At 59.4% G+C, this 24,102-nt stretch carries 19 protein-coding genes; 10 read left to right on the top strand and 9 right to left on the bottom strand.

Translation table 11 applies throughout. The features are described 5' to 3' along the window. Positions 1-124: 124 nt before the first annotated feature. Positions 125-775 carry an alpha/beta hydrolase gene (locus IEY47_RS02805; protein WP_188981606.1) on the bottom strand — a complete coding sequence of 217 codons (651 nt, stop codon included), beginning with the start codon at positions 773-775 and terminating at the stop codon, positions 125-127. Between the two features lie 360 nt (positions 776-1,135). Here IEY47_RS02805 and IEY47_RS02800 point away from each other — a divergent pair, with 360 nt between their 5' ends. The 6 genes from IEY47_RS02800 (at position 1,136) to IEY47_RS02775 (ending at position 6,611) form a co-directional block, all read left to right on the top strand. Beyond that, positions 1,136-2,164 (top strand): amino acid ABC transporter substrate-binding protein, encoded by a 1,029-nt coding sequence (locus tag IEY47_RS02800; protein ID WP_188981605.1) that lies wholly within the window; start codon positions 1,136-1,138, stop codon positions 2,162-2,164. An 85-nt stretch (positions 2,165-2,249) separates the two neighbouring features. Then, positions 2,250-3,428 (top strand): amino acid ABC transporter permease, encoded by a 1,179-nt coding sequence (locus tag IEY47_RS02795; RefSeq protein ID WP_188981604.1) that lies wholly within the window; start codon positions 2,250-2,252, stop codon positions 3,426-3,428. Positions 3,429-3,437: 9 nt separating this feature from the next. Beyond that, entirely contained in the window at positions 3,438-4,535 is a 1,098-nt protein-coding gene (locus IEY47_RS02790; RefSeq protein WP_188981603.1) for an amino acid ABC transporter permease, read from the top strand. Positions 4,536-4,550: 15 nt separating this feature from the next. After that, on the top strand, positions 4,551-5,318 hold the full coding sequence (locus IEY47_RS02785) for an amino acid ABC transporter ATP-binding protein (RefSeq protein WP_188981602.1): 768 nt from the start codon (positions 4,551-4,553) through the stop codon (positions 5,316-5,318). Positions 5,319-5,563: 245 nt separating this feature from the next. Further along, the gene (gene pcsA, locus IEY47_RS02780; protein ID WP_229779133.1) at positions 5,564-6,277 is read left to right on the top strand and encodes a phosphatidylcholine synthase; all 714 of its coding nucleotides are present in this window, start codon (positions 5,564-5,566) and stop codon (positions 6,275-6,277) included. Next, positions 6,270-6,611, top strand: coding sequence for a GIY-YIG nuclease family protein (locus IEY47_RS02775; protein ID WP_268240414.1), 342 nt, complete (start codon positions 6,270-6,272; stop codon positions 6,609-6,611). The genes pcsA and IEY47_RS02775 overlap by 8 nt, the downstream gene beginning before the upstream one ends. Positions 6,612-6,751: 140 nt before the next feature. On the opposite strand, the gene yejK is transcribed toward IEY47_RS02775, so the two are convergent. The 4 genes from yejK to IEY47_RS02755 all read right to left on the bottom strand — a co-directional run bounded on the left by yejK (position 6,752) and on the right by IEY47_RS02755 (position 10,855). Next, the gene (yejK, locus tag IEY47_RS02770) at positions 6,752-7,759 is read right to left on the bottom strand and encodes a nucleoid-associated protein YejK (RefSeq protein ID WP_188981601.1); all 1,008 of its coding nucleotides are present in this window, start codon (positions 7,757-7,759) and stop codon (positions 6,752-6,754) included. Positions 7,760-7,914: 155 nt separating this feature from the next. After that, positions 7,915-8,613: an HAD family hydrolase gene (locus IEY47_RS02765; RefSeq protein WP_188981600.1), complete on the bottom strand. Its 699-nt coding sequence runs from the start codon at positions 8,611-8,613 to the stop codon at positions 7,915-7,917. A 105-nt stretch (positions 8,614-8,718) separates the two neighbouring features. Beyond that, complete coding sequence (locus IEY47_RS02760; RefSeq protein WP_188981599.1) at positions 8,719-10,059, bottom strand: APC family permease; 1,341 nt, start codon at positions 10,057-10,059, stop codon at positions 8,719-8,721. Positions 10,060-10,063: 4 nt separating this feature from the next. Further along, positions 10,064-10,855 (bottom strand): SAM-dependent methyltransferase, encoded by a 792-nt coding sequence (locus IEY47_RS02755; RefSeq protein WP_188981598.1) that lies wholly within the window; start codon positions 10,853-10,855, stop codon positions 10,064-10,066. A gap of 284 nt (positions 10,856-11,139) precedes the next feature. Here IEY47_RS02755 and argC point away from each other — a divergent pair, with 284 nt between their 5' ends. Further along, the gene (gene argC / locus IEY47_RS02750; protein WP_188981597.1) at positions 11,140-12,093 is read left to right on the top strand and encodes an N-acetyl-gamma-glutamyl-phosphate reductase; all 954 of its coding nucleotides are present in this window, start codon (positions 11,140-11,142) and stop codon (positions 12,091-12,093) included. Here the strand turns inward: argC and IEY47_RS02745 are convergent, their stop codons facing one another. Continuing rightward, positions 12,094-13,440 carry a TAXI family TRAP transporter solute-binding subunit gene (locus IEY47_RS02745; protein ID WP_188981596.1) on the bottom strand — a complete coding sequence of 449 codons (1,347 nt, stop codon included), beginning with the start codon at positions 13,438-13,440 and terminating at the stop codon, positions 12,094-12,096. 292 nt (positions 13,441-13,732) lie between these two features. Here IEY47_RS02745 and sbcD point away from each other — a divergent pair, with 292 nt between their 5' ends. Beyond that, entirely contained in the window at positions 13,733-15,001 is a 1,269-nt protein-coding gene (gene sbcD, locus IEY47_RS02740) for an exonuclease subunit SbcD (RefSeq protein ID WP_188981595.1), read from the top strand. Here sbcD and IEY47_RS02735 read toward each other — a convergent pair. Continuing rightward, positions 14,998-15,582: a cyclodeaminase/cyclohydrolase family protein gene (locus IEY47_RS02735; protein ID WP_188981594.1), complete on the bottom strand. Its 585-nt coding sequence runs from the start codon at positions 15,580-15,582 to the stop codon at positions 14,998-15,000. The two genes, sbcD and IEY47_RS02735, sit on opposite strands and share 4 nt — an antisense overlap. Positions 15,583-15,765: 183 nt before the next feature. Here IEY47_RS02735 and IEY47_RS02730 point away from each other — a divergent pair, with 183 nt between their 5' ends. Together IEY47_RS02730 and IEY47_RS02725 are read left to right on the top strand one after the other, a co-directional pair. Continuing rightward, the gene (locus IEY47_RS02730) at positions 15,766-19,179 is read left to right on the top strand and encodes an AAA family ATPase (RefSeq protein WP_188981593.1); all 3,414 of its coding nucleotides are present in this window, start codon (positions 15,766-15,768) and stop codon (positions 19,177-19,179) included. Positions 19,180-19,367: 188 nt separating this feature from the next. After that, on the top strand, positions 19,368-21,011 hold the full coding sequence (locus IEY47_RS02725; RefSeq protein ID WP_188981592.1) for an OpgD/OpgG family glucan biosynthesis protein: 1,644 nt from the start codon (positions 19,368-19,370) through the stop codon (positions 21,009-21,011). Between the two features lie 435 nt (positions 21,012-21,446). On the opposite strand, the gene IEY47_RS02720 is transcribed toward IEY47_RS02725, so the two are convergent. Beyond that, positions 21,447-22,214: a TSUP family transporter gene (locus IEY47_RS02720; RefSeq protein ID WP_188981591.1), complete on the bottom strand. Its 768-nt coding sequence runs from the start codon at positions 22,212-22,214 to the stop codon at positions 21,447-21,449. 321 nt (positions 22,215-22,535) lie between these two features. Further along, positions 22,536-24,059, bottom strand: coding sequence for a fumarate hydratase (locus IEY47_RS02715; protein WP_188981590.1), 1,524 nt, complete (start codon positions 24,057-24,059; stop codon positions 22,536-22,538). Between the last annotated feature and the right edge of the window lie 43 nt (positions 24,060-24,102).

Genomic DNA, 24,102 nt, shown 5'->3' with positions numbered 1-24,102 from the left:
AAAGTGCCAGTGATCCCGACGTTCGGCAGTGTCATCTTGCTAAGACACATGTGGCGCGACCTCTGTCGTGGCGCCGCGTCCTATGCCTTCGTAACGCAATAACGCGACGAATCGCCTCGATCGATCAGGTAAGCCTTTGTGCCAGCCAATCGCCGATGGCATCGACCTCCGAAATCGTTACCTCGTGGTCCATGTCGAACTGTCTCCAAGCGGTCTCCACGCCGCACTCAGAGAGCCGGTCGTACGCCATACGTCCGAAGGGTAGAGTGACCACATTGTCCCACGTCCCGTGTATGAACAGCGCGGGTGTTGCGTGCGCCTGAGCCTCGTAACGGTCGAGCGTTGGCCCATAGGTGGAGAGCGCGATAGCGCCGCCAATAGGCGCGTCCAAGATGCGATACGCCGTATGCAGAACCACGGCTCCACCCTGTGAAAAGCCAGCAAGGAAGATTCTCGAGGACGGAAGGCCGCACTGGCGTTGTTCGTTCACCAGTGCCTGCACCGAATGTGCCGCGCTGTCGATGTCGTGTTCGTTGATAGCGCGTGAAGTGGGGCTCATGGCGAGAATGTCGTACCAACTGGGCATCTCCATGCCGCCATTGACGGTAACGGGGCGCGTTGGCGCCTGTGGCGATACGAACCGCAGTGAAGGGAAGCGTTGCTGCAGGTGCAAGCCCACAGGTTGAAAATCGTCTTTGAATGCACCGAGCCCGTGCAACCAAATGATGCACGCATCCGCTTCAAGTGTGGGGTCTAGAATCAAAGGGGAACTCATCGATGCTCCTTTTTGGGGCCTGTCTGTCCATAACGGTGCGCTGGGAAAAACTGGCCGATGGAATTGGTGAACAAGGATGTCGCAAGGATAAAACTTTTGCTATTGACCCCGTTAAGTAGGGCTTAAAGTCGGGGTGTGGTACGTCCCTTGCTAAGGGAAACTTTGTCACCGTGCGATTCGTACGACGGTAACACCCTGCGGTTATTACATGCTGAGTAACCGATGCCGGCAGGTCCTGTGGTCAATCGAATTCATCAAGGCTGTTTCGAGATGAAGTACGCGAAAGCCAAGGAAGCAGGCTAGGGTTCGACGTAGGTAGTTTTTGTCGGGCCAATATAAAGAAAGCAACTGGAGGTTTTGATGAAGATGGTTAAGTCCACCCTTGCGGCGCTGACCGCTGCCGCCGTGTTCGGCCTCGCAGGCACAGCGCATGCCGGCCCCACGCTGGATGCCGTTAAAAAGAAAGGCTTCGTTCAGTGTGGCATCAGTGATGGTCTTCCTGGCTTCTCTTATGCCGAAGCGGGCGGCGCCTACAAGGGGCTCGACGTTGACGTCTGCCGCGCGGTCGCCGCAGCGGTGTTCGGGGATGCAACCAAGGTTCGCTACTCGCCTCTCACCGCCAAGGAGCGCTTCACTGCGCTGCAGTCCGGTGAAATCGACATGCTGTCGCGTAACACCACCTGGACCAGTTCCCGCGACGGCGGCATGGGCATGAACTTCGCTGGCGTCAACTACTATGACGGCGTTGGTTTCCTCGTGAACAAGGAGCTTGGTGTTTCTGGCGCCAAAGAGCTCGACGGTGCGACGATCTGCATCCAGGCCGGTACCACGACCGAACTCAACGTATCGGATTACTTCCGTGCCAACGGTCTGAAATACACCCCCATCACCTATGATCGTTCCGACGAAAGCGCCAAATCGCTGGAAGCAGGCCGTTGCGACGTACTGACCTCTGACCAGTCGCAGCTCTACGCTCAACGTATCAAGCTGGCTCAGCCGGATCAGTACGTCGTGCTGCCGGAAGTCATCTCCAAAGAACCGCTCGGCCCAGCTGTGCGCCGTGGCGACGAAGATTGGTTCGCGATCGTGAAGTGGTCCCTCTTTGCCATGATTGGCGCAGAAGAATTGGGCGTCACCTCGGCGAACGTCGAGCAAATGGCGAAAGAAACCAAGAACCCGGACGTCGCGCGTCTGCTGGGTGCTGAAGGCAGCTTCGGCAACGACCTGAAATTGCCGAAGGATTGGGCCGTTCAGATCGTCAAGCAAGTCGGCAACTACGGTGAATCCTTCGAGCGCAACGTCGGTCAAGGCAGTGAGTTGAAGATCAAGCGCGGTCTTAACGCGCAGTGGAACAACGGCGGTATCCTCTACGCGCCACCGGTGCGCTGATCCGTCGCCTCGCCGCTACCCGGCTTCCTAGCGAAATGCTGTGAGCCGGGTAGCGGCGTTTGTTTAGTCTTTACCGGAATGCATCATGGCAAAACCAGTCGGAGCATCGCGCTCCTCGTTACTCAACGACCCGCGCACGCGTGCATGGGCGTTCCAGATCATCGCGATCGTCGCTGTGGTTGCCCTCGGGTGGTATCTCTTCCAGAACACCCAGACCAATCTGCAGAACCGAGGCATTACCTCCGGCTTCGGGTTCCTCGATAACAGCGCGGGGTTCGGCGTCAGTCAGAGCCTCATCGATTACAGCGAAGCCAATAGCTACGGCCGACTTTTCTTTGTCGGTTTGCTCAATACGCTCCTGGTCTCCGCACTCGGCATCATCATTGCCACAGTGCTCGGATTTATCATTGGTGTCGCGCGGTTATCGCCTAACTGGCTGATTCGCAAAATGGCCTCTGTCTATATCGAGGTCTTCCGGAATATTCCGCCGTTGCTGCAGATCTTCTTTTGGTACTTCGCCGTGCTACGGTTGGTACCGAACCCGCGGCAAAGCCTGGACTTCATGGGTACGCTTTTCCTCAACAACCGCGGACTTTACGTGCCAGCGCCCGTGGGTGCAGAAGGCCTGACAGCGATGTTGGTCGCGCTGGCGATCGCCTTCGTTGCGAGCATCGTCGTATTCCGCTGGGCCAAAGCGAAACGCCACGCGACCGGCGAGCGCTTCCCGGTCCTGCTGACTGTGCTTGGGCTGTTCATCGGTCTGCCATTGCTCGCTGCGCTGGTGTTTGGCGCACCACTCCATTGGGAAGTGCCGCAGCTCCAGGGCTTCAACTTCCGTGGTGGTTGGGTCGTGATTCCCGAACTGTTCGCGTTGCTGGTGGCGTTGTCGGTCTATACCGCTGCGTTCATTGCCGAAACAGTTCGCTCCGGTATCCAGTCTGTCAGCCATGGTCAGACAGAAGCGGCCAATTCGCTTGGTCTTCCCGCTGGGAAAACGCTAAGGCTGGTGATCATCCCGCAAGCGATGCGCGTCATCATTCCACCGCTGACCAGCCAATACCTGAATCTGACGAAGAATTCGTCTTTGGCCGCTGGCATCGGTTATCCCGACATGGTCGCGTTGTTCGCGGGCACGGTGTTGAACCAGACCGGGCAAGCGATCGAAACGATCGCAATTACCATGTCCGTCTATCTCACCATCAGTCTGACCATTTCGCTGCTGATGAACGTGTACAACAAGCGGATGGCGTTGGCGGAGCGATAGGGCAAGAACATGACGACACATACTTTCAAACCAGACTTGCCGCCGCCGGGAAAGACGGTCGGCGCATGGGCATGGATGCGGGCCAATCTGTTCTCGAGCCCCGTCAATACATTGCTGACGCTGTTGGCGGCATACCTGATCTGGTTGCTCATCCCGCCATTGTTGGACTGGGCGTTCATCAGTGCGACGTTCAGTGGCACTACGCGGGCGGATTGCGCGCCGGGCGGTGCCTGCTGGGTCTTCATTAAAGAACGCTTTGGTCAGTTCATGTACGGGTTCTATCCGACTGAAGAGCGCTGGCGTGTAAACCTGACGCTGTTGATCGCGATCGTCGGTGCCGCCCCGGTATTCTTCAAAGCGATGCCGCGCCGGGCGATTTACGGTATCGGATTCCTCATCGTCTACCCAGTGGTCGCCTGGATTCTGCTGCATGGTGGCGTACTCGGCCTCGAGCAGGTACCGACGACTCGCTGGGGCGGGCTCACGCTCACCCTCGTCATCGCTGCTGCCGGTATCGCAGGCGCGCTGCCGCTCGGCATCGTGTTGGCGCTGGGGCGTCGTTCGCACATGCCGGCCGTGCGTGTGCTCTGCGTGACGTTCATCGAGTTCTGGCGCGGGGTCCCGTTGATCACGGTGCTGTTCATGTCGTCGGTCATGCTGCCCCTGTTCCTTCCGGAAGGCATGAGCTTCGACAAGCTGCTGCGTGCACTCATCGGCGTGATCCTGTTCCAGTCCGCGTACATCGCTGAAGTCGTCCGGGGCGGTTTGCAGGCCATTCCGAAAGGGCAGTACGAAGCGGCAGGTGCGATGGGGCTTGGCTACTGGCGCGTGATGGGCTTGGTGATCCTGCCGCAAGCCCTGAAGCTGGTCATTCCAGGCATCGTGAACACCTTCATTGCGCTGTTCAAAGACACCAGCCTAGTAATCATCATCGGGCTGTTCGACTTGTTGAATAGCCTGCACCAGGCAACGGTCGACCCGGCCTGGCTGGGTATGTCCACCGAAGGATACGTGTTCGGTGCCCTGATCTATTTCATCTTCTGCTTTGGCATGTCGCAGTACAGTCAGCGACTCGAGCGCAAGCTCGACACCGGCCATCGTCGTTAAAGGAGCAAAGCAAACATGAGTGATAGCGCTAAGCGCCTGGAAATCGGCGATAAGACGATGATCCAGATGACGGACGTGAACAAATGGTACGGCCAGTTTCACGTATTGAAGGACATCAACCTGAACGTGAAGCAGGGCGAGCGTATCGTACTCTGCGGACCATCTGGCTCGGGCAAGTCTACGACCATTCGCTGCATCAACCGCCTCGAAGAGCATCAGAAAGGCAGTATCATTGTTGATGACGTGGAGCTAACCGAAAACCTCAAGGACATTGAAACGGTCCGCCGCGAAGTGGGTATGGTGTTCCAGCACTTCAACCTGTTCCCGCATCTCACGGTATTGCAGAACTGTACGCTTGCCCCTATGTGGGTGCGCAAGATGCCAAAGAAGGAAGCCGAAGAAGTCGCAATGCATTACCTGCAGCGCGTTCGGATTCCTGAGCAGGCCAACAAATTTCCAGGACAGCTTTCCGGTGGGCAACAGCAGCGCGTCGCCATCGCACGTGCCCTGTGCATGAAGCCGAAAATCATGTTGTTCGACGAGCCGACGTCCGCACTTGATCCTGAAATGGTGAAAGAGGTTCTGGACACGATGATTGGCCTCGCCGAAGACGGCATGACGATGCTCTGTGTTACCCACGAAATGGGTTTCGCCCGTACCGTGGCGAACCGAGTCATCTTCATGGATAAAGGTGAGATCGTGGAGCAGGCCGAGCCGAACCAGTTCTTCGACAATCCGCAAAACGAGCGTACCAAACTGTTCCTCGGGCAGATCCTGCATTGAGCTAAGATGGAGAGAAAGGGGACTTTCGAGTCCCCTTTTTTGTGCACAGCTGACATGCAATGGTGCAATTGGTCCGATGAACCTGAACGCCACCGGGCAGTCATGGTCTACTTCGCAATTGGCGGGGGCCTGATGGGCCTCCTTTTTGGGCGGTGAGTTAAGGAAGATTTTTTTGTCCGGGGGCATGGTCTGTGCCTTATAAGACGTGAATAATCCGCCGTTTCCCGCGATGTCGAGATTAGCAAGTGGCCGAGTACGTGATTTTTGATAAAGCCAAGGCCTGGAGTGCTCATGCCATTACAATTACCGGCGTGATCTTCGGGCTGTTGTCCATGTTGGCTCTGGTCAATGGGCAGCCTCAGGGTTGTTTGTTATGGCTTGGGGCGGCGCTCATCGTCGATGGCCTCGACGGTACACTCGCACGTAAATTCCAAGTGAAGGTTGTGCTACCGCATTTCGACGGCGTGATTCTCGACTCCGTCATCGATTATTTGAGCTACGTTTTCATTCCCGCGCTCTTCATCTACCAGTACATCGAAATGCCGCCCGCGCTCTCGCTGGTTGCCGTTGGCCTGATACTGGTCTCATCGCTGTACTGCTTCTGCAACGTCAACATGAAAAGCAAAGACAACTATTTCGTCGGCTTTCCAGCTGCCTGGAACGTTGTCGCGTTGTATCTCTTCTTGTTGGATATGAGTGCAACGACGAATTTGGTGGTCGTCATCGTGCTAGCGGCACTGACGTTGACGCGTATGAAGTTTCTCCACCCGTTCCGGGTTCGCGAGTTCATGGCGCTAAATATTGCTGCGACGGCGATATGGCTGGTTACGAGCGCGCTGCTTATCTGGCAGCACCCTCATCACTCGGTGGCGATCACCGCGCTGTGGTGGCTGTCCGGCGTGTATTTCGTCGGTGTATGCGTATGGAGAACCGTACGCGGAAAGCTCGCGGGTGCCTGATGGCGATCTACTCGAGGTAGGCGAAGGTAAGCCTTGGTTCGTCTACCTCGTTCGTGCGATGAACGGAGCGCTCTACTGCGGCATCAGCGATGACCCATTCAAGCGCTTTGCCAAACATCAGAGCGGAAAAGGCGCGCGGTTCTTCCGGTCAAGCCCGGCCGAGGCGCTCGTTTATATCGAAACGGTGGGCAACAAGGGCGACGCGCTCCGCCGAGAGCGGGCGATCAAGCGCTTGGGCAAGCATCGAAAGGAAGCGCTGATCGTCGCCAGTTCGGTGCTTGCCGAGTCTTCCCACATCGCGCCTATCAAGCGAAAGATTCTGCTTGATGCGTGAGCGTAGAAATAAGCTGCTTTCACTGGTTTCGCGCGCGCTGCTGCCGTTACGTGGATAAGGCTGCGCCGTTATCCACCCTACCTATTTTGCTGACTCCGTGGGAACTAGCGGGGCGCGAGAACGCAATACTTGGCGAGTGATTACTCTTGCCGCCGCTTCAATTGATCCTTCAACTGTGTCGGAACCTGGCGAATGATGAGCACGTCTTGTTGCTCGTCGTACTCAACTTTCGAGCCTAAAAGGTGCGCCTCGAAGCTAATGGACAAACCCTCCGCGCGGCCGGTGAAGCGCCGGAATTGGTTCAGCGTGCGCTTGTCGGGGGGGATTTCCGGAGCCAGACCGTAATCCTTGTTGCGGATGTGGTCGTAAAACGCTTTCGGTCGGTCCTCGTCGATCAGGCTGGAAAGCTCATCCAGCGCGATGGGTTCGCCTAATCGAGCCTGACTGCTGGCGTAGTCGACCAGCGCACTGGTTTTTTCCTTGGCCTGCTCCTCGGCCAAGTCCTCGCTTTCGACGAAGTCGCTGAAGGCCTTGAGCAGGGTACGGGTCTCGTTTGGCGCATCTACACCCTCCTGGCAACCGATGAAATCTCGGAAGTAGTCCGAGACCTTTTTTCCGCCTTTGCCTTTGATAAAGGAGATGTATTGCCGAGATTGCGTGTTGTTCTGCCATTCGGAAAGGTTGATGCGGGCCGCCAGATGCAATTGGCCGAGATCGAGATGTTTGGCTGGCGCGACATCGAGTTCATCGGTAACGGCGACGCCTTCGCTGTGATGGAGCAGGGCGATAGCGAGGTAATCCGTCATGCCTTGCTGGTAGTGGGCGAACAACACATGGCCGCCGGCTGACAGGTTGGATTCTTCCATCAGCTTTTGCAGATGCTCGACCGCCTGCCGCGTGAAGGGCGCGAACGTCTGGTTGCCGTCGAGGTATTCCTTTAACCAGCCACTGAAAGGATAGGCGCCGGACTCGCCATGAAACAGTCCCCACGCCTTGCCTTGCTTGGCGTTGTAGCTGTCATTCAGATCGGCGAGGAGGTTTTCGATGGCGCGTGATTCGGCCAATTCGGAATCACGCGCATGCAGGACGGCGGGGGAGCCGTCCGGCTTCTTTTCGATCAAGTGAACGATGCAATGGCGGATGGGCATGAGGCTTCCCGGCTAACAGAGGCTAAAGGCGGGAAGTCTACCCCAGTCGTTCCGCGTTGGCTTCGCCTGCGGTACTACGCCTCACCGTCTGATTGCCCAGTACTGCGCCCCCTGCTCGGATGGCCAGTGACGAAGGGGCGCGTTGGGAAGCAAGGTCAGGCGTGCCCTTCGCCAGGGATTTGCATAAGCGAATGGATAAGCCCTGGCAGTTCGCTCATGTCGTCGAAAACGCGCTCCACGCCCAACTGAAGCAAGGTCTCCCCATGCTCCGCAGGAATGTGGCTTGCACCTAGAAATCCTAAAACGCGCATGCCGGCGGTCAAGGCGGCTGTGACGCCTGTGCTGCTGTCCTCGACCACGATGCATCGAGCGGGATCGACATTGGCCGCCTTGGCCGCAGCGAGGTAGACATCAGGTGCCGGTTTTGGACGTTCCACGCGGTCGGCGCTGAAAATACCAACGTTTACGCGATCGGTAAGCTCACTTCGTTGCAGCGCGAATTCGACGGCGTCGTAGCGGCTGTTGGACGCGACAGCCAAGGGTAGATCGATAGCGTACAGCGCGTCGCGAACGCCAGGGATGACCTGCACCTGGCTACGAATCAGCGCTTCGTTACGTGCACGCATTTCGGTGTAGAACGACGGTGGCAGTTGAACACCGAAATGCGCTTCGACCCGCGCAAGAATGTCGCGGCTCTGCAGGCCAAACGTGCCCGCCAGAACCTGTTCCAGCTCATGGATAGGAAAGCGTTCGGCCAATGAGTCACGCACGTTGCGCTCGGCGATGATTTCGCTGTCGATCAGCACGCCGTCACAGTCGCAGATGAGTAGATCGATATAGCGGACGTTGTTCATTCAACCTCTAGGGAGCGATAAGGCAAAGCGGGTTTGATAGCACGCTTTGATGAAAGATTCCTGCGCATCCTCGGAACGGAATTCATTTTTGCCGTGATGAACACGCTATCGCGTACCGATCGGTACCGGGTTGCGCATGGCAAGCAATGGCAAGCCCGCCGCGAGGACGACCAATCCAAGCAGCGCACCCGTTCCCGCATACAACGTGCTCGACCAGAACAAACCAAGGCAAACGGCGGCGAACAACAGGGGCAGCCACGGAAAGAGCGGTACGCTGAAAGGTCGCTCTCGACGCTTGTCCAGCTGCCTTAGCCGAAGCAACGAGAGCGTCACCATGAACATGAAGAACCAGAAGACCGGCGCCGTGTAGGCCACCATGCTATTGACGCTGTCTTCGCTCAAGGCACCGAACAGCAGCAGAATCAATGTGATACCGGCCTGGACTAGAAGCGCGCGCACCGGCGTTGAGCCACGGTCGTTCCACTCGCCAAGCATGGCGAAGCGCGGCACATCACGGCCAATGGCGTAATAGACACGTGCCCCAGTTAGGATGGTGGCATTCAAGGTGCTCAATGCCGCAATGCAGATGATGAGGCTCAGCGCGACCGATGCCCAAGGGCCTGCGACTGTGCTCATCAGGTCCGCGCCCACCGCACTTGTCTGGCGGAGTCCTTCGAGGCCGAATATCTGCAGGAAGGCAAAATTCGAGAGCAGGTAAAGTCCCGTGACGATGAGCGTCCCGATGACGAGCACACGAGCGACGTTACGCTCGGGGTTCTTCAGCTCGCCGGTGAGATAGGCCGCTTCGTTCCAGCCGCCATAGGTCAGCAATACGAACACCATGCCCATGCCTAATACGCCAAGCGACGGCCCACCCGACGGCAGCTGTGCAGGCGCAAGCGGTTCGTTGCCGATCAGGATGCCGGCAATGGCGACGCCGCTCACCGCGAAGACGGTGAGCAGACTCAGCGTGACCTGCAGACGTTTGGATTCGCGGGTGCCAAGGACATTCAAGGCGGTCAATGCCAGGACAGAAAAGAGCGCATGCCAGTTGGCCCCGTTCGGGCCGAGGGGGAGCAGGCCTTGCGCATATTCGCCGTAGATGAACGCGACGACCGCAATGGCACCGGTCTGGATCACCGTTCCGCGCGCCCAGGCAAACAGCAGCGCGAGCTGGCCGCCGAAGGCCTTACGCAAATAGTGATACTCACCGCCTTCGCTCGGGTAGCTCGATCCGAGTTCGGCATAGCAAAGCGCACCGACCAGCATGAACAATCCGCCCGCCAGCCACAGGCCCAAATAGGCCAAGGGCGTTTCCACATGTTGGGCGACCATGGGTGGAAACCCGAATATCCCGATGCCGACCACGACGCCTACCACCACGGCGACACCGTCCGTGACCGAGAGTCCTTCCCGGGCGTGCTTCGAATCTGTCAGTGCGCTCATAGGGTCAGCTCCGCGTTGCGCTCCAGTCGGCGACAGCGCCGCCTTCACTCACGGCCTTGATCTCGTCGCCGTCCACGATGCCGATGAATTGCTGCTCACCCAGGGTAAAGTGGAGGCGCTCGCCGTCGAGCTTGCCTTCCACGGTACTGGGCCGGCCATTCACGGTCGCTTCGCCTCTCACGTTTTGGAAGGTTTGCGCGAGATCCAGCGTAAAGGCCTGCTCACCATTTTTAACCTGCCATTGGCCTTGCACCTTGGCAGGAACGATCCAGAGATAGATGTAGCGCCCATCGACCACGTCGGTTTGGTCGGCTTCCCAGTCTTCCATGCTGAACGCATGGGAGACGATGCGTGTACCAGGCTCCATCTCTTCGAGAATGACGGGGCGCAACTGCATGTTCACTCGCGGTAAGAGATACATTGTCAGCACGTTGGCATCGGAAATATCCTTCTTGAACAGGTCACCCTGTTCAAAGGTCACCTTGTCGGCAACGCCCGCTTTCTGAGCGTTGGCTTCGGCTTCCTCGATACGCTCCGGGTTGAGGTCAACGCCCAGTGCGGATTTCGCACCTCGGTCCTTGACCGATGCAATGGCAATACGCCCATCGCCTGATCCGAGATCGACCACATGGTCTTCAGGCTGTACGTTCGCCATTTCCAACATTCGGGCGACGACAGGTTCCGGCGTTGGAACGTAGGGGACGTCGAGCTTCGGGGCAGTCTGTGCGACGCCCTGTACGGGAAATAACGAGGCAACCAGGAGGGCGGGAAGACAGAATCTAGGAATGCGATACATGGCACGGCTCCTTGAATGGGTTCGTAAGACCTAGACGGCAGGCGCTCAGAAAGCGGACCCGCCCAACGCAAAAACGTTTCTGTCGGTACGTTCGATGACGCCCGTCCGCGTCTCCAAAAATGGTTTTAGAGCACGTATCTCGGCACTTTCGCGGATTTTCGGGTGTGTAACGCTATGTATCAGCTGGGCGTGCCCGTCCGCGATGGCGAACCCCGCCGGGATGAGTACAATGCCGACGTCTGCAATTCACCTGGGCATCGGGTGATCGAAATGAGGGTTACGTCATGACGTTCAAGGTTTACGTGGATGGTCAGGAAGGCACGACAGGTCTGCGCCTGCTGGATTATCTGGATGGCCGTACTGATATTGAGCTGCTGCGCATCGATGAGTCGAAGCGTAAGGACTCTGCTGAGCGTGGCCGATTCCTCAATGCCGCGGACGTCGCCTTCTTGTGCCTTCCTGATGCCGCGTCGCGCGAAGCGGTTTCCCTGGTGAACAACCCAAACACTTGCATCATCGACGCCAGTACCGCGTTTCGTACCGATACGAGCTGGACGTACGGCCTGCCGGAGCTCGTTGCCGGCCAGCGTGAAGCGATCCGTGCGAGCAAGCGAATTGCCAATCCCGGCTGTCACGCGACAGCGTTCATTTTGCTGGTCCGCCCACTGGTGGATGCTGGGCTCTTGCCAATCGACTATGCACTGAGCGCGTTTTCGTTGACGGGCTATAGCGGCGGTGGCAAGCAAATGATCGCTGAGTACGAGGCGGGAGGTAATCCGCGTCTCAAGAGCCCGCGGCCTTATGCCGTTGCCCAGGCCCACAAGCACTTGCCAGAAATGCGCGTGCAGACGGGTATTTCCGCCGCACCCGTCTTCAGCCCAATCGTTGGCGAGTTTCTCAAAGGGCTTGCCGTCACGGTGCCTCTACAGCTCTCGCACCTGCCAGCACAGGCGACGCCCGCGGCGCTGCACGCTGCATTGGCTAAACACTACCAGGGCGAGCGCTTCATTCGCGTGATGCCGCTTGAGGACGCCGCCAATCTCGATGACGGCTTTTTCGATGTGCAAGGTGCCAATGACACGAACCGCGCCGATCTGTTCGTCTTCGGTAATGCCGAACGGGTGACCCTGGTGGCGCGGCTCGACAACCTTGGCAAAGGCGCCGCTGGTGCTGCGGTGCAAAGCATGAACATTCACCTTGGCGTCGACGAGCATCAGAGCCTGAACACAGGGCTGTGATCACGCGTCGCGGGGGTTGCCGTCCTCCGCGATGATGGATCGATCCGGCGTGCCATCGCGTAGGTTGCGCAGCCTGTCCTGCATGTAACGTACATGCAGGTGCAACTGGTAGAGCTCGTGCGAGTAGGAGAGTGGCACCTCCACCTCGCTCAGCTCGTCTTCCACCCGCTTGAGGTCGGCCAGGCGCGCGTCCTCGTTGCCCTTGATGGTCCCTTTGTGAATTTCCTCCTCAACGTCACGCAAGCTCTGATACCACTTGTAGATGCGTGAGCGAATCCGCCAGGTGTACAGCGGCGATATCGACTTGAAAAGTGGAATCAGGATCGCGATGAAGGGAATGAGCAAAACGATCCAGCGATCCACCAGTGATGCCACTTTGAACGGCAGGTAGCGCTGCAGATAGGGCGGCCCGTTGCGATAGTAGTTGTCCGCTTCTTTTCCCAATCGGAAGGTCATCGGCTCTGCTTGCGGATATTGGTTCGGTTCGTCGAGCAAGTTGCCCGCTTTCAATACATCTCGCGCCGCTTCCAGCAGGAGGGGGGTCAGTGCCGGGTGCAGCGTGTTATTCGCGACAAGTGTCGCCAATGGCGACAGGGTAGTGATGTCGCGAGCGGGATTGTCGCTCGCCAGATCAATCAACCCTCGCGGGACGCGGACCGTCGTCAAAAACGGAAAGTGCGCGCGGTAAGCGTCACTGCGGCTAAAGCCTGTCAAACGAACCCCAGGGTCAGCTGCGAGGCGCTTGATCAGCGGATTTTGCGGCGGTGCGACGAAAAAGGCCGCGTCCAGGTTGCCGTCCAGTAGGGCTGACGCCGCTTCATTGCCGCCAATGGCTTGCCAGTCGCCTTCGTCACCAATGCCGTTTGCCCGCAGCAGCGCTTCGACGACCGCTTCGGTGCCTGTTCCGGCAGCACCTTTGGCCACGCTCAGGCCGCGCAGATCGCCGATGTCCTCGATGTCCAGGCCTTCACGCTGAAACAACCAGAGCGGCTCGCGATACATGACACCCAAGCCCGTCAGATGGCGGCGCTCTTCGGGGGCGAGATCGAGCTCGGTCCCACTTTGCACCAGGGCGATCTGTACGTCTTTTCGCAGAAGCTGCTGAAGGTTCTCGGGTGACCCGGATGTGGGCACGAGTTCCAGGGTGATGTCGTCTTCCGCCAGGCGCGCCTTGAGACGTTCGCCAAAATCGGCATACCCGCCGCCGGTTCCCCCGGTAGCCATCTTCAGTCGATCCGGCGGCGCGGGATCAAGTGCCCAGAAGAATAGGCCCGCCGCTAGTAACACGATGGGAATGACCCAAAGGTGGCCCTTGATGAACAGCTTCACATCGTTGAGTTTGCTCATGGGGCTCCTTGGGTTATTTCTCGTTGTGGTGATCGATGCGTTGGGGGAGCGAATTCGTGGTTCATGGTCGTGGCCAAGAAACGTCTTGCCGAATGCGCTGTTAGCATTTGCGGCCCCTCTGGTTAGCATCCGGCAAATCGCGAACCGTCTGGGGCTCACCTCCGTCGGGCCAACTCGACCGCGCCCACCCATCTCGTGCTAAGCGCGTATCATCATTCAAAATTCTGACCGGTCGCCCGGTGCGGGCGTTCACCTCCTGGCACGCATGGCGACCCACCTTTCTGGACCTCCGATGGAAACGCTACACCTGTTCGACGCTCCCGCTTCACCGCCCGCGCGGCGCTTTCGCCTATTGCATACGTCCGACTGGCACCTGGGTCAGCATTTCATGGGGCGTACCCGGCAGGCCGAACACCAGGCATTTTGCGCATGGCTGGTGGCGCAGGTTCGTCTGCATGCCGTGGATGCGGTGGTCATCGCGGGCGATGTGTTCGATACCGGAACCCCGCCGAGCTACGCCCGCGAGCAGTACAACGATTTTGTTCTCGCCCTGCGCGACACGGGGGCGCGGCTGGTCGTGCTCGGGGGCAATCACGACTCTGCGGCTATGCTGGGCGAGTCCCGTGGTCTGCTGGCGGCGCTGGATGCCCAGGTCATCCCGGCGAGTGCAGAAGATGCGTCGGATCAGGTGGTTGTCTTGCGTCACCGTGACGGCAAACCTGGCGCGGTGCTTTGCGCCATTCCTTACCTGCGCCCACGTGACCTGTTACGAAGTGAAGGCGGACAAAGTGCCCAGGAAAAGCAGCGCTCGTTGCAGCAGGCCATACAGGCGCACTACGCGACCGTCTATGAGCTTGCCGAAGCGCGTCGTCAAACGCTACGAGCCGATCTGCCGATCATTGCGACGGGGCATCTGACGACGGTTGGCGCCTCGGCGAGTGAGTCGGTTCGAGAAATCTATGTCGGCGCCCTGGAGGCGTTTCCAACCAATGCCTTTCCGCCAGCCGACTACATCGCGCTGGGCCACATCCACAGACCGCAGGCGGTGGGTGGAGAGGAGCACATACGCTACTGCGGTTCGCCGATCGCACTTGCCTTTGATGAAAGCGCGCAGCAGAAGCAAGTCTTGCTCGTCGATTTCGAAGGGGCTTCCCTGCGCTCGGTCGAGCCACTCCTCATTCCGGTATTCCAGCCTCTCGCATCGCTCAAGGGCTCGTTGGCGGAGCTGGCGGAAACCCTTCCAGAGCGGGCGGCAACGCTGGAGGCCGATGTACGTCTGTGGCTGGAAGTCGTGGTGACCCAGGACGATTACCTGGCCGACCTGCAACCGCGGATCAACGCCCTGTGCGAGGGGCTGTCGGTGGATGTGCTGCGGGTGCGCCGGGAGCGCAAGAACCTTGCGCCCGGTTTGCAAGGCGACGCGAGCGAAACGCTGGACGAGCTCGATCCCCATGACGTGTTCGAACGCCGGCTCTCCTCCGAAAGCCTGGACGATGAATTGGCGGGCCGCCTGCGGGACATGCATCGTGAGGTGCTAAGCACCCTTTCGGAGACTGATTAACCCGTTGGGCCGGATTCGTTGGTCGTCAGCCCAGATCGGATCTGGTCTGCGTCGGCCTGTAAGGTCCTGCATCGTTCCGCCAGCGTGCGCCGTTCGGTGTCGTCATCGACCTGCGCAAGGTTGGCGCGCACGTTGAGCAATACGGCCTCCAGGGCGGCTCCCAGCAGCAGGACGCCCGCGACTACATCCGAGCGCATCGTTTCTTTCACATAGGGCGCGGCGCGTTCGCCCAGACGCATGGCCTCTCGGCAGCTATGCGCGGTGGCGAGCGGAATAGCCACACTGTCCCGTGCCGCTTGCCCTTTCATCTCCGGAGCCTCGGCTTTCAGGAAGCGCTGGAATACGCGCGCGTCCGTATCTGCATGCGTCGACAATTGCTGATGGAGGGTCGCGGCCTCGTTGATAAGTCCGCGGGTCCCTACGTCCGCAGGATCGCTACCGATCCGGATGGCCTTCAGAATGAGGGACAACCCAAGGCTGGCACTGACACCCGCAGCGGCGCCGCAGCTTGGCGTGGGCGCATCGGAGGCGACCCTGTCGCGGAACTCGGCGAGGCTCAAATGCCAGAGTGAATCGGTCACGGGGGCGCTCTTTCAAAGGTGTCCCTGTTGGATAACGCTACAGGCGATTAGGTTCGTCGGATGGCGGCGCCGTGCGTGCGTCACGCGGATATCGATGCGAAAATCGGCGGCTTGTCCAACGCCCCCCCGGCGATTTGCATCCATTCGGGGCCGGCGGCCCTTCATCCATTCGGGAAGTCCTTCGTGAAGATCCTCAGCCTGCGCCTGAAGAACCTCAACTCGCTAAAAGGGGAGTGGAAGATCGACTTCACCGCCGAGCCCTTCGCGGGGGCGGGTCTGTTCGCCATCACGGGGCCGACCGGTGCAGGGAAGACCACGCTGTTGGACGCGATCTGCCTTGCGCTCTACCACCGAACGCCCCGTATGGAGCGCGTCGGTAGCGAAAACGAGGTGATGAGCCGCCATACCGCTGAGTGCCTGGCCGAAGTGGAATTCGAGGTGAAAGGGGTCGGCTATCGCGCCTTCTGGAGTCAACGCCGGGCGCGGGATCGCAGCGAAGGTTCGCTGCAGCCTGCGCGTGCGGAGCTGGCCAGGTTGGATGGCGAGATCATCACCGACAAGCTGAGCGAGAAGCCAAAAGCTGTCGAAGTGCTGACAGGGCTGGACTTCGGCCGCTTCACCAAATCCATGTTGCTGGCACAGGGCGGGTTCGCCGCCTTTCTCGAAGCCAACGCTAACCAGCGGGCGGAGTTGCTGGAGGAATTGACTGGCAGCGAAATCTACGGGCTGGTTTCCCAGCGCGTATTCGAGCGTAGCCGTGAAGCGCGCGAGTCGCTGGCTCAGCTGCGCGCGAGGGCAGAAGGGGCATCGTTGCTTTCCGAGTCGCAGGTGGCTGAACTGACCGAGGATGCTGCGCGCCTAGCGGAGGCTGAAGCAGCGCTCGTTAACCAGCGTGCCACCGTGTTACAGGAACAACGTTGGCTGCAGGACACGCTGCAAGCGCAAGAACGAATGAGCGCGGCCGCCGTAGAAGAAGCGCGCGCTCGGGCCGACTTGAGCGACGCGGCAGACGATTTGCAGCGGCTTGCTCATTGCGAACCGGCGCTGCGTATTCGCCCTCAGTACGACGCGTTTCAGCAAACGGTCTTTGCCCAAAGCCAGGCTCAAAGCGAGCGTGACCGGTGTGAGGAGGATCTCGAGTCGCAACAGGCGCTGGCACTCGAGCATCTCGGTGTCGGTATTCAATTGGCGGCAATCGAGCATCAGGCCGCCAGCGACGCGCTACAAACGTCGTTCGATGCGCGTACCGCTCTTGAAACGAGCCTGTCCGAGCGCGCGATGCACGCGCGTCTTGGCGAGTGGCTCAAGGGTTGGCGCAATCGCTTCGATACCCACCGACAGCATGCGGCGGAGATCGAAACCCTGCGCCAGCAGCACGTACAGGAGCTACGTCAGGCGCAGGAGCACGACGAGCGAATCCAATCCGCACACGCCAATCTGCGTGACACACGGCAGGCTCACGAAAGTGCCGTGGCGGAAGCGCAATCGGTGCAGCAGCGATGGGAAGACCTGCTGGCAGGGCGTGATGAGGCAACGTTGCGCACTTCCTGGCAGGCGCTTATCGATAGGGGCTCCATTCTCGAAAACCTTGATCAACTCGTGTTGCGTCGCCAACAACTGGAGCAAAAGGCGATGCAGGCCGCGCAGGCGACCGCGCGTCACAGCAATACGCTGCAGCAGCGCAAGGACGCCGTCGAGGCGCTACGGCAGCGCTACCGTTCGCTCAAGCAACAGAGCCGGGATAAGGAAAAACTGCTGGAGCAGGAGCAACGCATCCGCGCGCTCGAGTCCCATCGTGCCGAGCTCCGCCCCGGCGAGGCGTGCCCGCTGTGTGGGTCTTGCGACCATCCCGCGGTGGACGACTATCAGAATCTCGATGTCTCCGAAACGCAGCGCGCGCTCGACGAAGCCCGCACATTGCTCGACACGCTCACCCAGGACGGGCAGTCGCTGGCGTCCGAGGTAGCCTCGCTCGAAGCGCAGATCAAGGCTGCCGCAGAGCAAGAGCAGGAGGCGCGTCAACAGCTCGAATCGTTGCACCAGCACTGGGCGACGCTGTGTGAACGGCTCGGTATGAACCTTGAGGATGAAGCCGCTATTCGTGCCGAGCAGACACGGCAAATCGCTGATCGCTCGGCCGTGGAAAAAACGCTGAGTGCGCTCGAGGGATTGCGACGCGATCTTGAGCGTCGTCTAAGCACGTTACAGACATGCGCGCAACGAGAGTCATCGGCGGTCAATGGGCTTGCGTTGTTGGAAAAAGAACGTGAAGCGATTGAAGCTCGGCGTTTGGAGGTCGCCCGCCGGCTAAGCGTCGCCGAACAGCAATTCGAGGCATTCGCACAAGCCTTGAAGGATGAGCTGGCACCGTTCGGTTATGACATGCCTGTGGATAGTGATGCATGGTTAGCCGAGCGCGAAGCAGAGTGCGCGCGCTGGCAGACGGATGATCGTGAGCGGCAGGCGTTGGTCGAGCGACAACCTGCGCTGGAGCATGCATTGGCGGCCGCTACACAGAGCGCCAAGCGCTGGCAGGCACGCCAAGGGAACGCAGTAGTAGCATCCGTCTCGTTGGACAGGCTTTCTGATCGCACATTGGAGACCGTTGAGTCGGATTATCTTCACAGTGAGAAAACGCTAACGGCTCTGCAGGCAACGCTGGCCGCCCGTGTTGCGCAGTTTGAGCGTTGTGCGCAGGCGCAATCTCAGGCGGCTGTCGTATGGCATGCTGCGCTTGCGGCGAGCCCCTTCACGGATGAGAACGCGTTTCTTGCCGCGTCGCTTGACGAAGAGCAGCGCCTGGCGCTGTTGGCGCTCAAGGCGCGTCTCGACAAAGCGCTTACCGAGGCCCAAGCCGTGCAGGCCGCCGCTGCGCAATCGCTCGAGCGGCTACTCGCCGATCCGCAAACGGAGCGTTCGCTGGAAGTATTGCAGCCGGCGTTAGAAGCGCTCGAGCTCGAACTCAAGCAGTGCGTTCAGCGACAGGGCGAAATTGCGGCGCAGTTGCGCGACGACCATGCGCGCCGTGCCGAGCAGAAGGCGCAACTCGAAGAGATCGAGCGCCAGGCGCAGCGGTGCAATGACTGGCAGCATCTCAATGGGTTGATCGGGTCAGCGGACGGTGCGCGCTACCGCCGCTTCGCCCAAGGGCTGACGCTGGATCATTTGATCCACCTCGCCAATCGACAGCTGGAACGCTTGCATGGGCGTTATCAACTGGCGCGGCGTAGTGTGGGTGAGCTGGAGCTCGAGGTGCTCGATACTTGGCAAGCGGATGCGGCCCGTGACACGCGCACGCTGTCTGGCGGCGAGAGCTTCCTGGTCAGCCTGGCCTTGGCCCTGGCGTTGTCCGATCTCGTCAGCCATCGAACACGTATCGACTCGCTGTTTCTCGACGAAGGGTTCGGCACTCTCGACGGCGAAACGCTGGAAATCGCCCTGGACGCGCTGGATAACCTCAATGCCAGCGGCAAGACGGTGGGCGTCATCAGTCATGTCGAGGCCCTGAAGGAACGCATCCCTGTTCAGGTAAAGGTCAGCAAGGGTGTCGGGCTGGGCTACAGCACACTTGACCGCCGCTATGCAGTCGCCCAATGATCGGCGCCGACATAGCCGGTAATGATTGCTTATACCAGTCTCCGCGCGGTTCGGAGACACAATCGCGCCCGTCGATGGAACTGACGGGCTATTGAAACATCTGTTGCAAAGCCCTTTTTAACCGCTTCGCTGTAGACCGAATTGGCGCTACGCGCACAGCCCCTTTGTCCCGACCGCTAAGGTTATCCATGCAACGCAGAGACTTACTGAAAGCTTCCATGGCCCTGGCCGCCTATACTGGCATCCCCGCAACCAGCCTTTTTGCCGCGCGTGCAATGGCGCAAACCGCCGACGGCAAAGCCGAGCGCTTCAGCTATGACGACCTAAAGGCACGTGCGAAGAAGATGGCCGGCGAGGCCTATGTCAGCAATGCCCAGACACTGCCGCCGACGCTGGCCCAGATGACGCCGCAACAGTTCAACGCAATCCAGTACGACCCCGAGCATTCGCTCTGGAAAGAGCTCGAAGGGCAACTGGACGTGCAGTTCTTCCACGTGGGCATGGGCTTCAAACAGCCCGTTCGCATGCATAGCCTCGATCCGAAAACCGGCGAAGCGCGGGAGGTGCATTACCGCCCCGAGCTGTTCGACTACGGTCAGAGCGGTGTCGACGTCAGCCAACTCAAGGGCAAGGACCTGGCGTTTTCAGGTCTCAAGGTTTTCAAGCAGCCAAATATCGCCCGTTACGACATTGTGTCCTTCCTTGGCGCGAGCTACTTCCGTGCGGTGGACAACACGGGGCAGTACGGGCTATCCGCCCGCGGCGTCGCGATCAACACTTACGCCGACACGCAGGAAGAATTCCCGGATTTCGTGGAGTTCTGGTTCGAAACCCCAGCGAAAGACAGTACACGATTCAAGCTCTATGCCCTGCTGAACGGTCCAAGCATCACCGGCGCTTACCGTTTCGATATCGATTGCCAGCCGGACCGCGTCATCATGGATATCGATATGCATGTCCATGCACGCAAGGACATCAAGCAGCTCGGCATCACGCCCATGACCAGCATGTTCGCTTGTGGTCCGTATGAACGCCGCATGTGCGACTTCATCAACCCGAACATCCACGACACGGACCGCCTGTCCATGTGGCGTGGAAATGGTGAGTGGGTCTGCCGGCCACTGAACAACCCCGAGAAGCTGCAGTTCAACGCCTTCGCTGACAACAGCCCGAAGGGTTTCGGTCTGGTGCAGAGCAACCATGAATTCATGAACTACCAGGACACCTCGAACTGGTACAGCCGTCGTCCGAGCCTGTGGGTCGAGCCGACCACGCAGTGGGGGGAGGGCAGCATCGATCTGCTCGAGATTCCAACCACCGGCGAGACGATGGATAACATCGTGGCGTTCTGGAACCCAAAACAACCCATCAAGGCCGGCGACTCCCTAGGTTTCGGCTACAAGCTGCACTGGGCTGCGGTGCCGCCCGTGAAGCCAACGCTGGCGCGCGTGCTCGCCACGCGTTCCGGTATGGGTGGCTTCAAGCAAGGTTGGGCGCCTGGCGAACATTGGCCGGACGTATGGGCCCGCCGTTTCGCCGTCGACTACATCGGTGGCCCGCTGGACGATATGGATTGGAAAGACGCGGTTGAAGTCGTTGTCGATGCCTCCAGTGGCACGACGAAGGAATTCAATATCTTCGCGTTGCACCCGGAGGAGAAAGGGTTCCGCGCGCAGTTCGACTGGTTCCCAACCACCGATAGCACCGATCCTGTCGAATTCCGCGCCTACATTCGTCGTGTCGAAACCAAGGAAGTGCTCAGCGAAACCTGGCTGTACCAGTACTTTCCGCCGCCCGCCGATGAACGGAAATACCCGCCGGTCGGTTACTAGGCCAAAAAAACGCCGCGTTCACGCGGCGTTTTTTATGGGTGCCCCGTATCTACTACAGGGCCAACGTTAGCCACGCTCTTGCCCCGTAACCGTATTCGCGGGCCAGCCTGCGAACCATTACCAGACCTGCTGTCTCGGGTGTAGACAGCCCAGCCCCTTCGGTATGACCGCAGGACTTTTGTATCGAAGCTGCCGCATTGAAGACTCGTGTACTCCTACAAAAGCATTCCCGGATCGCTGTACGAAAGGGCTAGGCGGCGGTTCGCTTGCCCGCGGATCGGTATCGGATCGGTGATCCTGCGTTAATCAGTGCAGATTTTGCTTTGGCTTTAAAGCTTCCGTCGTGAAACGGTCGCATCGAAGACGTATACAGATGCAGGAGCGGTTGTCATCGCCAGCGCGTTCGCGGGCAAGCCCTTCGCAGCCCGGCCCGCATCAAAGCCAAACGTTCTGGTACAGGTAGCGGCCGACCATGGCGAAGCAGACGATCACGATCAACGGGCGGATCAATTTTGCGCCACCGGCGATCAGTGCCATGGAGCCGAGATAGGCACCCACCAGTTGCCCGGCTGCCATCACAAGGCCGAGCGTCCAGAGGACCTTGCCCCCTAAAACAAATACGACCAGCGACGCGACGTTGCTGGCGAGGTTCATGGCTTTGGCAGACGCGGTGGCGTTGATCAAGTTGCGTCCGCGAAGCGCGACACCGGCGAGTGAGAAGAACGATCCCGTACCGGGGCCGAAGAAACCGTCGTAAAACCCTATAACCGGGATCACGAAACGTCGATAGGCACGGTCACCTATTCGCGGTTTTCGTTCGAGCTCACCAGCGCTCGGCGCGAGCAGGAAATACAGGGCGATGCTAAGCAGCACGACCGGAACCAACAGATCTAGCGCTGAGGCATCGATGAACTGGATCACTACCGCGCCGAGTGCGGCGCCGATGAACGAGGAAAGGCATGCAGCCTTGACCTCATCGAGGCTGAGCTGTCGTTTACGCAACAATGTAAGGGTCGATACCAACGTGCCGAAGGTGCCCTGCAGCTTGTTTGTCGCGATCGCCTGGACCGGTGGTACCTGCATGAGCAGCATGGCCGGCAAGGTGATAAGCCCACCGCCGCCTGCGAGGGTATCGATGAAACCCGCTCCGAGCGCAATGACACCGAGCAAAAGCAGCATCTGTGGATCGAGTACGACGTCCATCAACGCTCATCCCGCCATGAATGAAGCCGGGAATTATCAGCCGAGCGGCGCTGGGAAACAAACGTCATGGGTCAATCGTTTGGAAGAAAAGTATCGCGGTAGCCAGCGTGCCTTTCATTCAACCGTATTGCCGCGTTTTCTCGGTGGGTTCGCAATCGTGGGCATGGCGGGCGCCGCCCGGCCGGCTCCCTGACGTTGCTCGAGCGCCGGCTGGAATCCTGGAAGGCTTCCATCGGTCCGCTTGTAGCATTCGACTCCGTTCATTCGCGCAAAAGAAAGCCCGGCACTGGGCCGGGCTCCTTTTTGCTTAGCGGCAAGATCTTACTTCACTTCTACCGCAAGACTTTCAGCAATTTTCTTGCTCCAGATCGCTGGGCCGGTGATATGTACCGATTCGCCGTTGGTATCAACGGCGACGGTGACGGGCATGTCCTGGACGTCGAACTCGTAGATCGCTTCCATCCCTAGCTCAGGGAAGGCTAGGGTCTTGGAGCCCTTGATCGCCTGGGCGACGAGGTAAGCCGCGCCGCCGACAGCCATCAGGTACACGGCCTTGTTGTCCTTGATCGCCTCGATGGCGATCGGGCCGCGCTCGGATTTGCCGATCATGCCCAGCAAGCCGGTCTGCTCAAGGATCTGCCGGGTGAATTTGTCCATCCGTGTGGCCGTGGTGGGGCCGGCCGGACCAACAACTTCGTCACCTACAGGATCGACTGGGCCAACGTAGTAAATGAAGCGGCCTTTGAGGTCGACAGGTAGTTGCTCACCTTTGTTTAGCATGTCGACCATGCGCTTGTGGGCAGCGTCGCGACCGGTAAGCATCTTGCCGTTGAGCAACAAGGTTTCGCCTGGCTTCCAGCTGGCGACGTCTTCCGGGGTGACGGTGTTCAGGTCGACCCGGCGGGCCGAGGGGCCAGCTTCCCAGACGATTTCCGGGTAGGCGTCTAGCGGTGGCGCTTCCAGTGCTGCGGGACCACTTCCGTCGAGAATGAAATGCGCATGACGAGTCGCGGCGCAGTTCGGGATCATGCACACCGGCAACGATGCCGCATGCGTCGGGTAATCCTTGATCTTGACGTCCAACACTGTGGTCAGGCCGCCAAGTCCTTGGGCGCCGATACCCAGTGCATTGACCTTCTCGAAAATTTCGAGGCGCAACTCTTCCAGACGATTCTGGGGGCCACGTGCCTTGAGCTCGTGGATGTCGATTTCGTCCATCAACGACTCTTTCGCCAATACGGCTGCTTTCTCGGCGGTACCGCCAATGCCGATACCCAGCATCCCGGGCGGACACCAGCCAGCGCCCATGGTCGGTACGGTCTTGAGGATCCAGTCGACGATAGAATCGGATGGGTTGAGCATCGCCATCTTCGACTTGTTTTCCGAGCCGCCACCCTTGGCCGCAACGTCCACTTCGACCTTGTCGCCGGGAACGATGGAGTAGTGGATGACCGCGGGGGTGTTGTCCTTGGTGTTCTTACGCGCGCCGGCAGGATCGGCGAGGATCGAGGCGCGCAGGACGTTTTCCGGCAGGTTGTAGGCGCGGCGTACGCCTTCATTGATCATGTCGTCGACGCTCATGGTCGCACCGTCCCAGCGCACGTCCATACCGACTTTCACGAAGACGGTGACGATGCCGGTGTCCTGGCAGATCGGGCGATGGCCCGTGGCGCACATGCGCGAGTTGATCAGGATCTGAGCGATTGAGTCACGCGCCGCTGCGGATTCCTCGCGCAGGTAGGCCTCGTGCATGGCTTCGATGAAGTCGACGGGGTGGTAGTACGAAATGAATTGCAGGGCATCGGCGACGCTCTGAATCAGGTCGTCTTGCTTGATCACGGTCACAGGGCGCTCCTCTTTCTAGGCGGGAACATTGTTCTATCGCCGG

Source organism: Pseudomonas matsuisoli, from assembly GCF_014647635.1.
In the GTDB taxonomy this organism is placed as follows: domain Bacteria; phylum Pseudomonadota; class Gammaproteobacteria; order Pseudomonadales; family Pseudomonadaceae; genus Pseudomonas_P; species Pseudomonas_P matsuisoli.
The sequence above is the reverse complement of the archived record's forward strand: the minus strand, read 5'-3'. Positions and strand labels throughout refer to the sequence as shown.

Excerpts from the sequence above, each read along its gene's own strand:
- IEY47_RS02745 (WP_188981596.1), bottom strand. The coding sequence starts at position 13,440 with ATGAGCAAACTCAACGATGTGAAGCTGTTCATCAAGGGCCACCTTTGG.
- sbcD (WP_188981595.1), top strand. The coding sequence starts at position 13,733 with ATGGAAACGCTACACCTGTTCGACGCTCCCGCTTCACCGCCCGCGCGG.
- IEY47_RS02765 (WP_188981600.1), bottom strand. The coding sequence starts at position 8,613 with ATGAACAACGTCCGCTATATCGATCTACTCATCTGCGACTGTGACGGC.
- IEY47_RS02725 (WP_188981592.1), top strand. The coding sequence starts at position 19,368 with ATGCAACGCAGAGACTTACTGAAAGCTTCCATGGCCCTGGCCGCCTAT.
- IEY47_RS02720 (WP_188981591.1), bottom strand. The coding sequence starts at position 22,214 with ATGGACGTCGTACTCGATCCACAGATGCTGCTTTTGCTCGGTGTCATT.
- IEY47_RS02790 (WP_188981603.1), top strand. The coding sequence starts at position 3,438 with ATGACGACACATACTTTCAAACCAGACTTGCCGCCGCCGGGAAAGACG.
- IEY47_RS02800 (WP_188981605.1), top strand. The coding sequence starts at position 1,136 with ATGAAGATGGTTAAGTCCACCCTTGCGGCGCTGACCGCTGCCGCCGTG.
- argC (WP_188981597.1), top strand. The coding sequence starts at position 11,140 with ATGACGTTCAAGGTTTACGTGGATGGTCAGGAAGGCACGACAGGTCTG.
- IEY47_RS02755 (WP_188981598.1), bottom strand. The coding sequence starts at position 10,855 with ATGTATCGCATTCCTAGATTCTGTCTTCCCGCCCTCCTGGTTGCCTCG.
- IEY47_RS02805 (WP_188981606.1), bottom strand. The coding sequence starts at position 775 with ATGAGTTCCCCTTTGATTCTAGACCCCACACTTGAAGCGGATGCGTGC.
- IEY47_RS02785 (WP_188981602.1), top strand. The coding sequence starts at position 4,551 with ATGAGTGATAGCGCTAAGCGCCTGGAAATCGGCGATAAGACGATGATC.
- yejK (WP_188981601.1), bottom strand. The coding sequence starts at position 7,759 with ATGCCCATCCGCCATTGCATCGTTCACTTGATCGAAAAGAAGCCGGAC.
- IEY47_RS02795 (WP_188981604.1), top strand. The coding sequence starts at position 2,250 with ATGGCAAAACCAGTCGGAGCATCGCGCTCCTCGTTACTCAACGACCCG.
- IEY47_RS02760 (WP_188981599.1), bottom strand. The coding sequence starts at position 10,059 with ATGAGCGCACTGACAGATTCGAAGCACGCCCGGGAAGGACTCTCGGTC.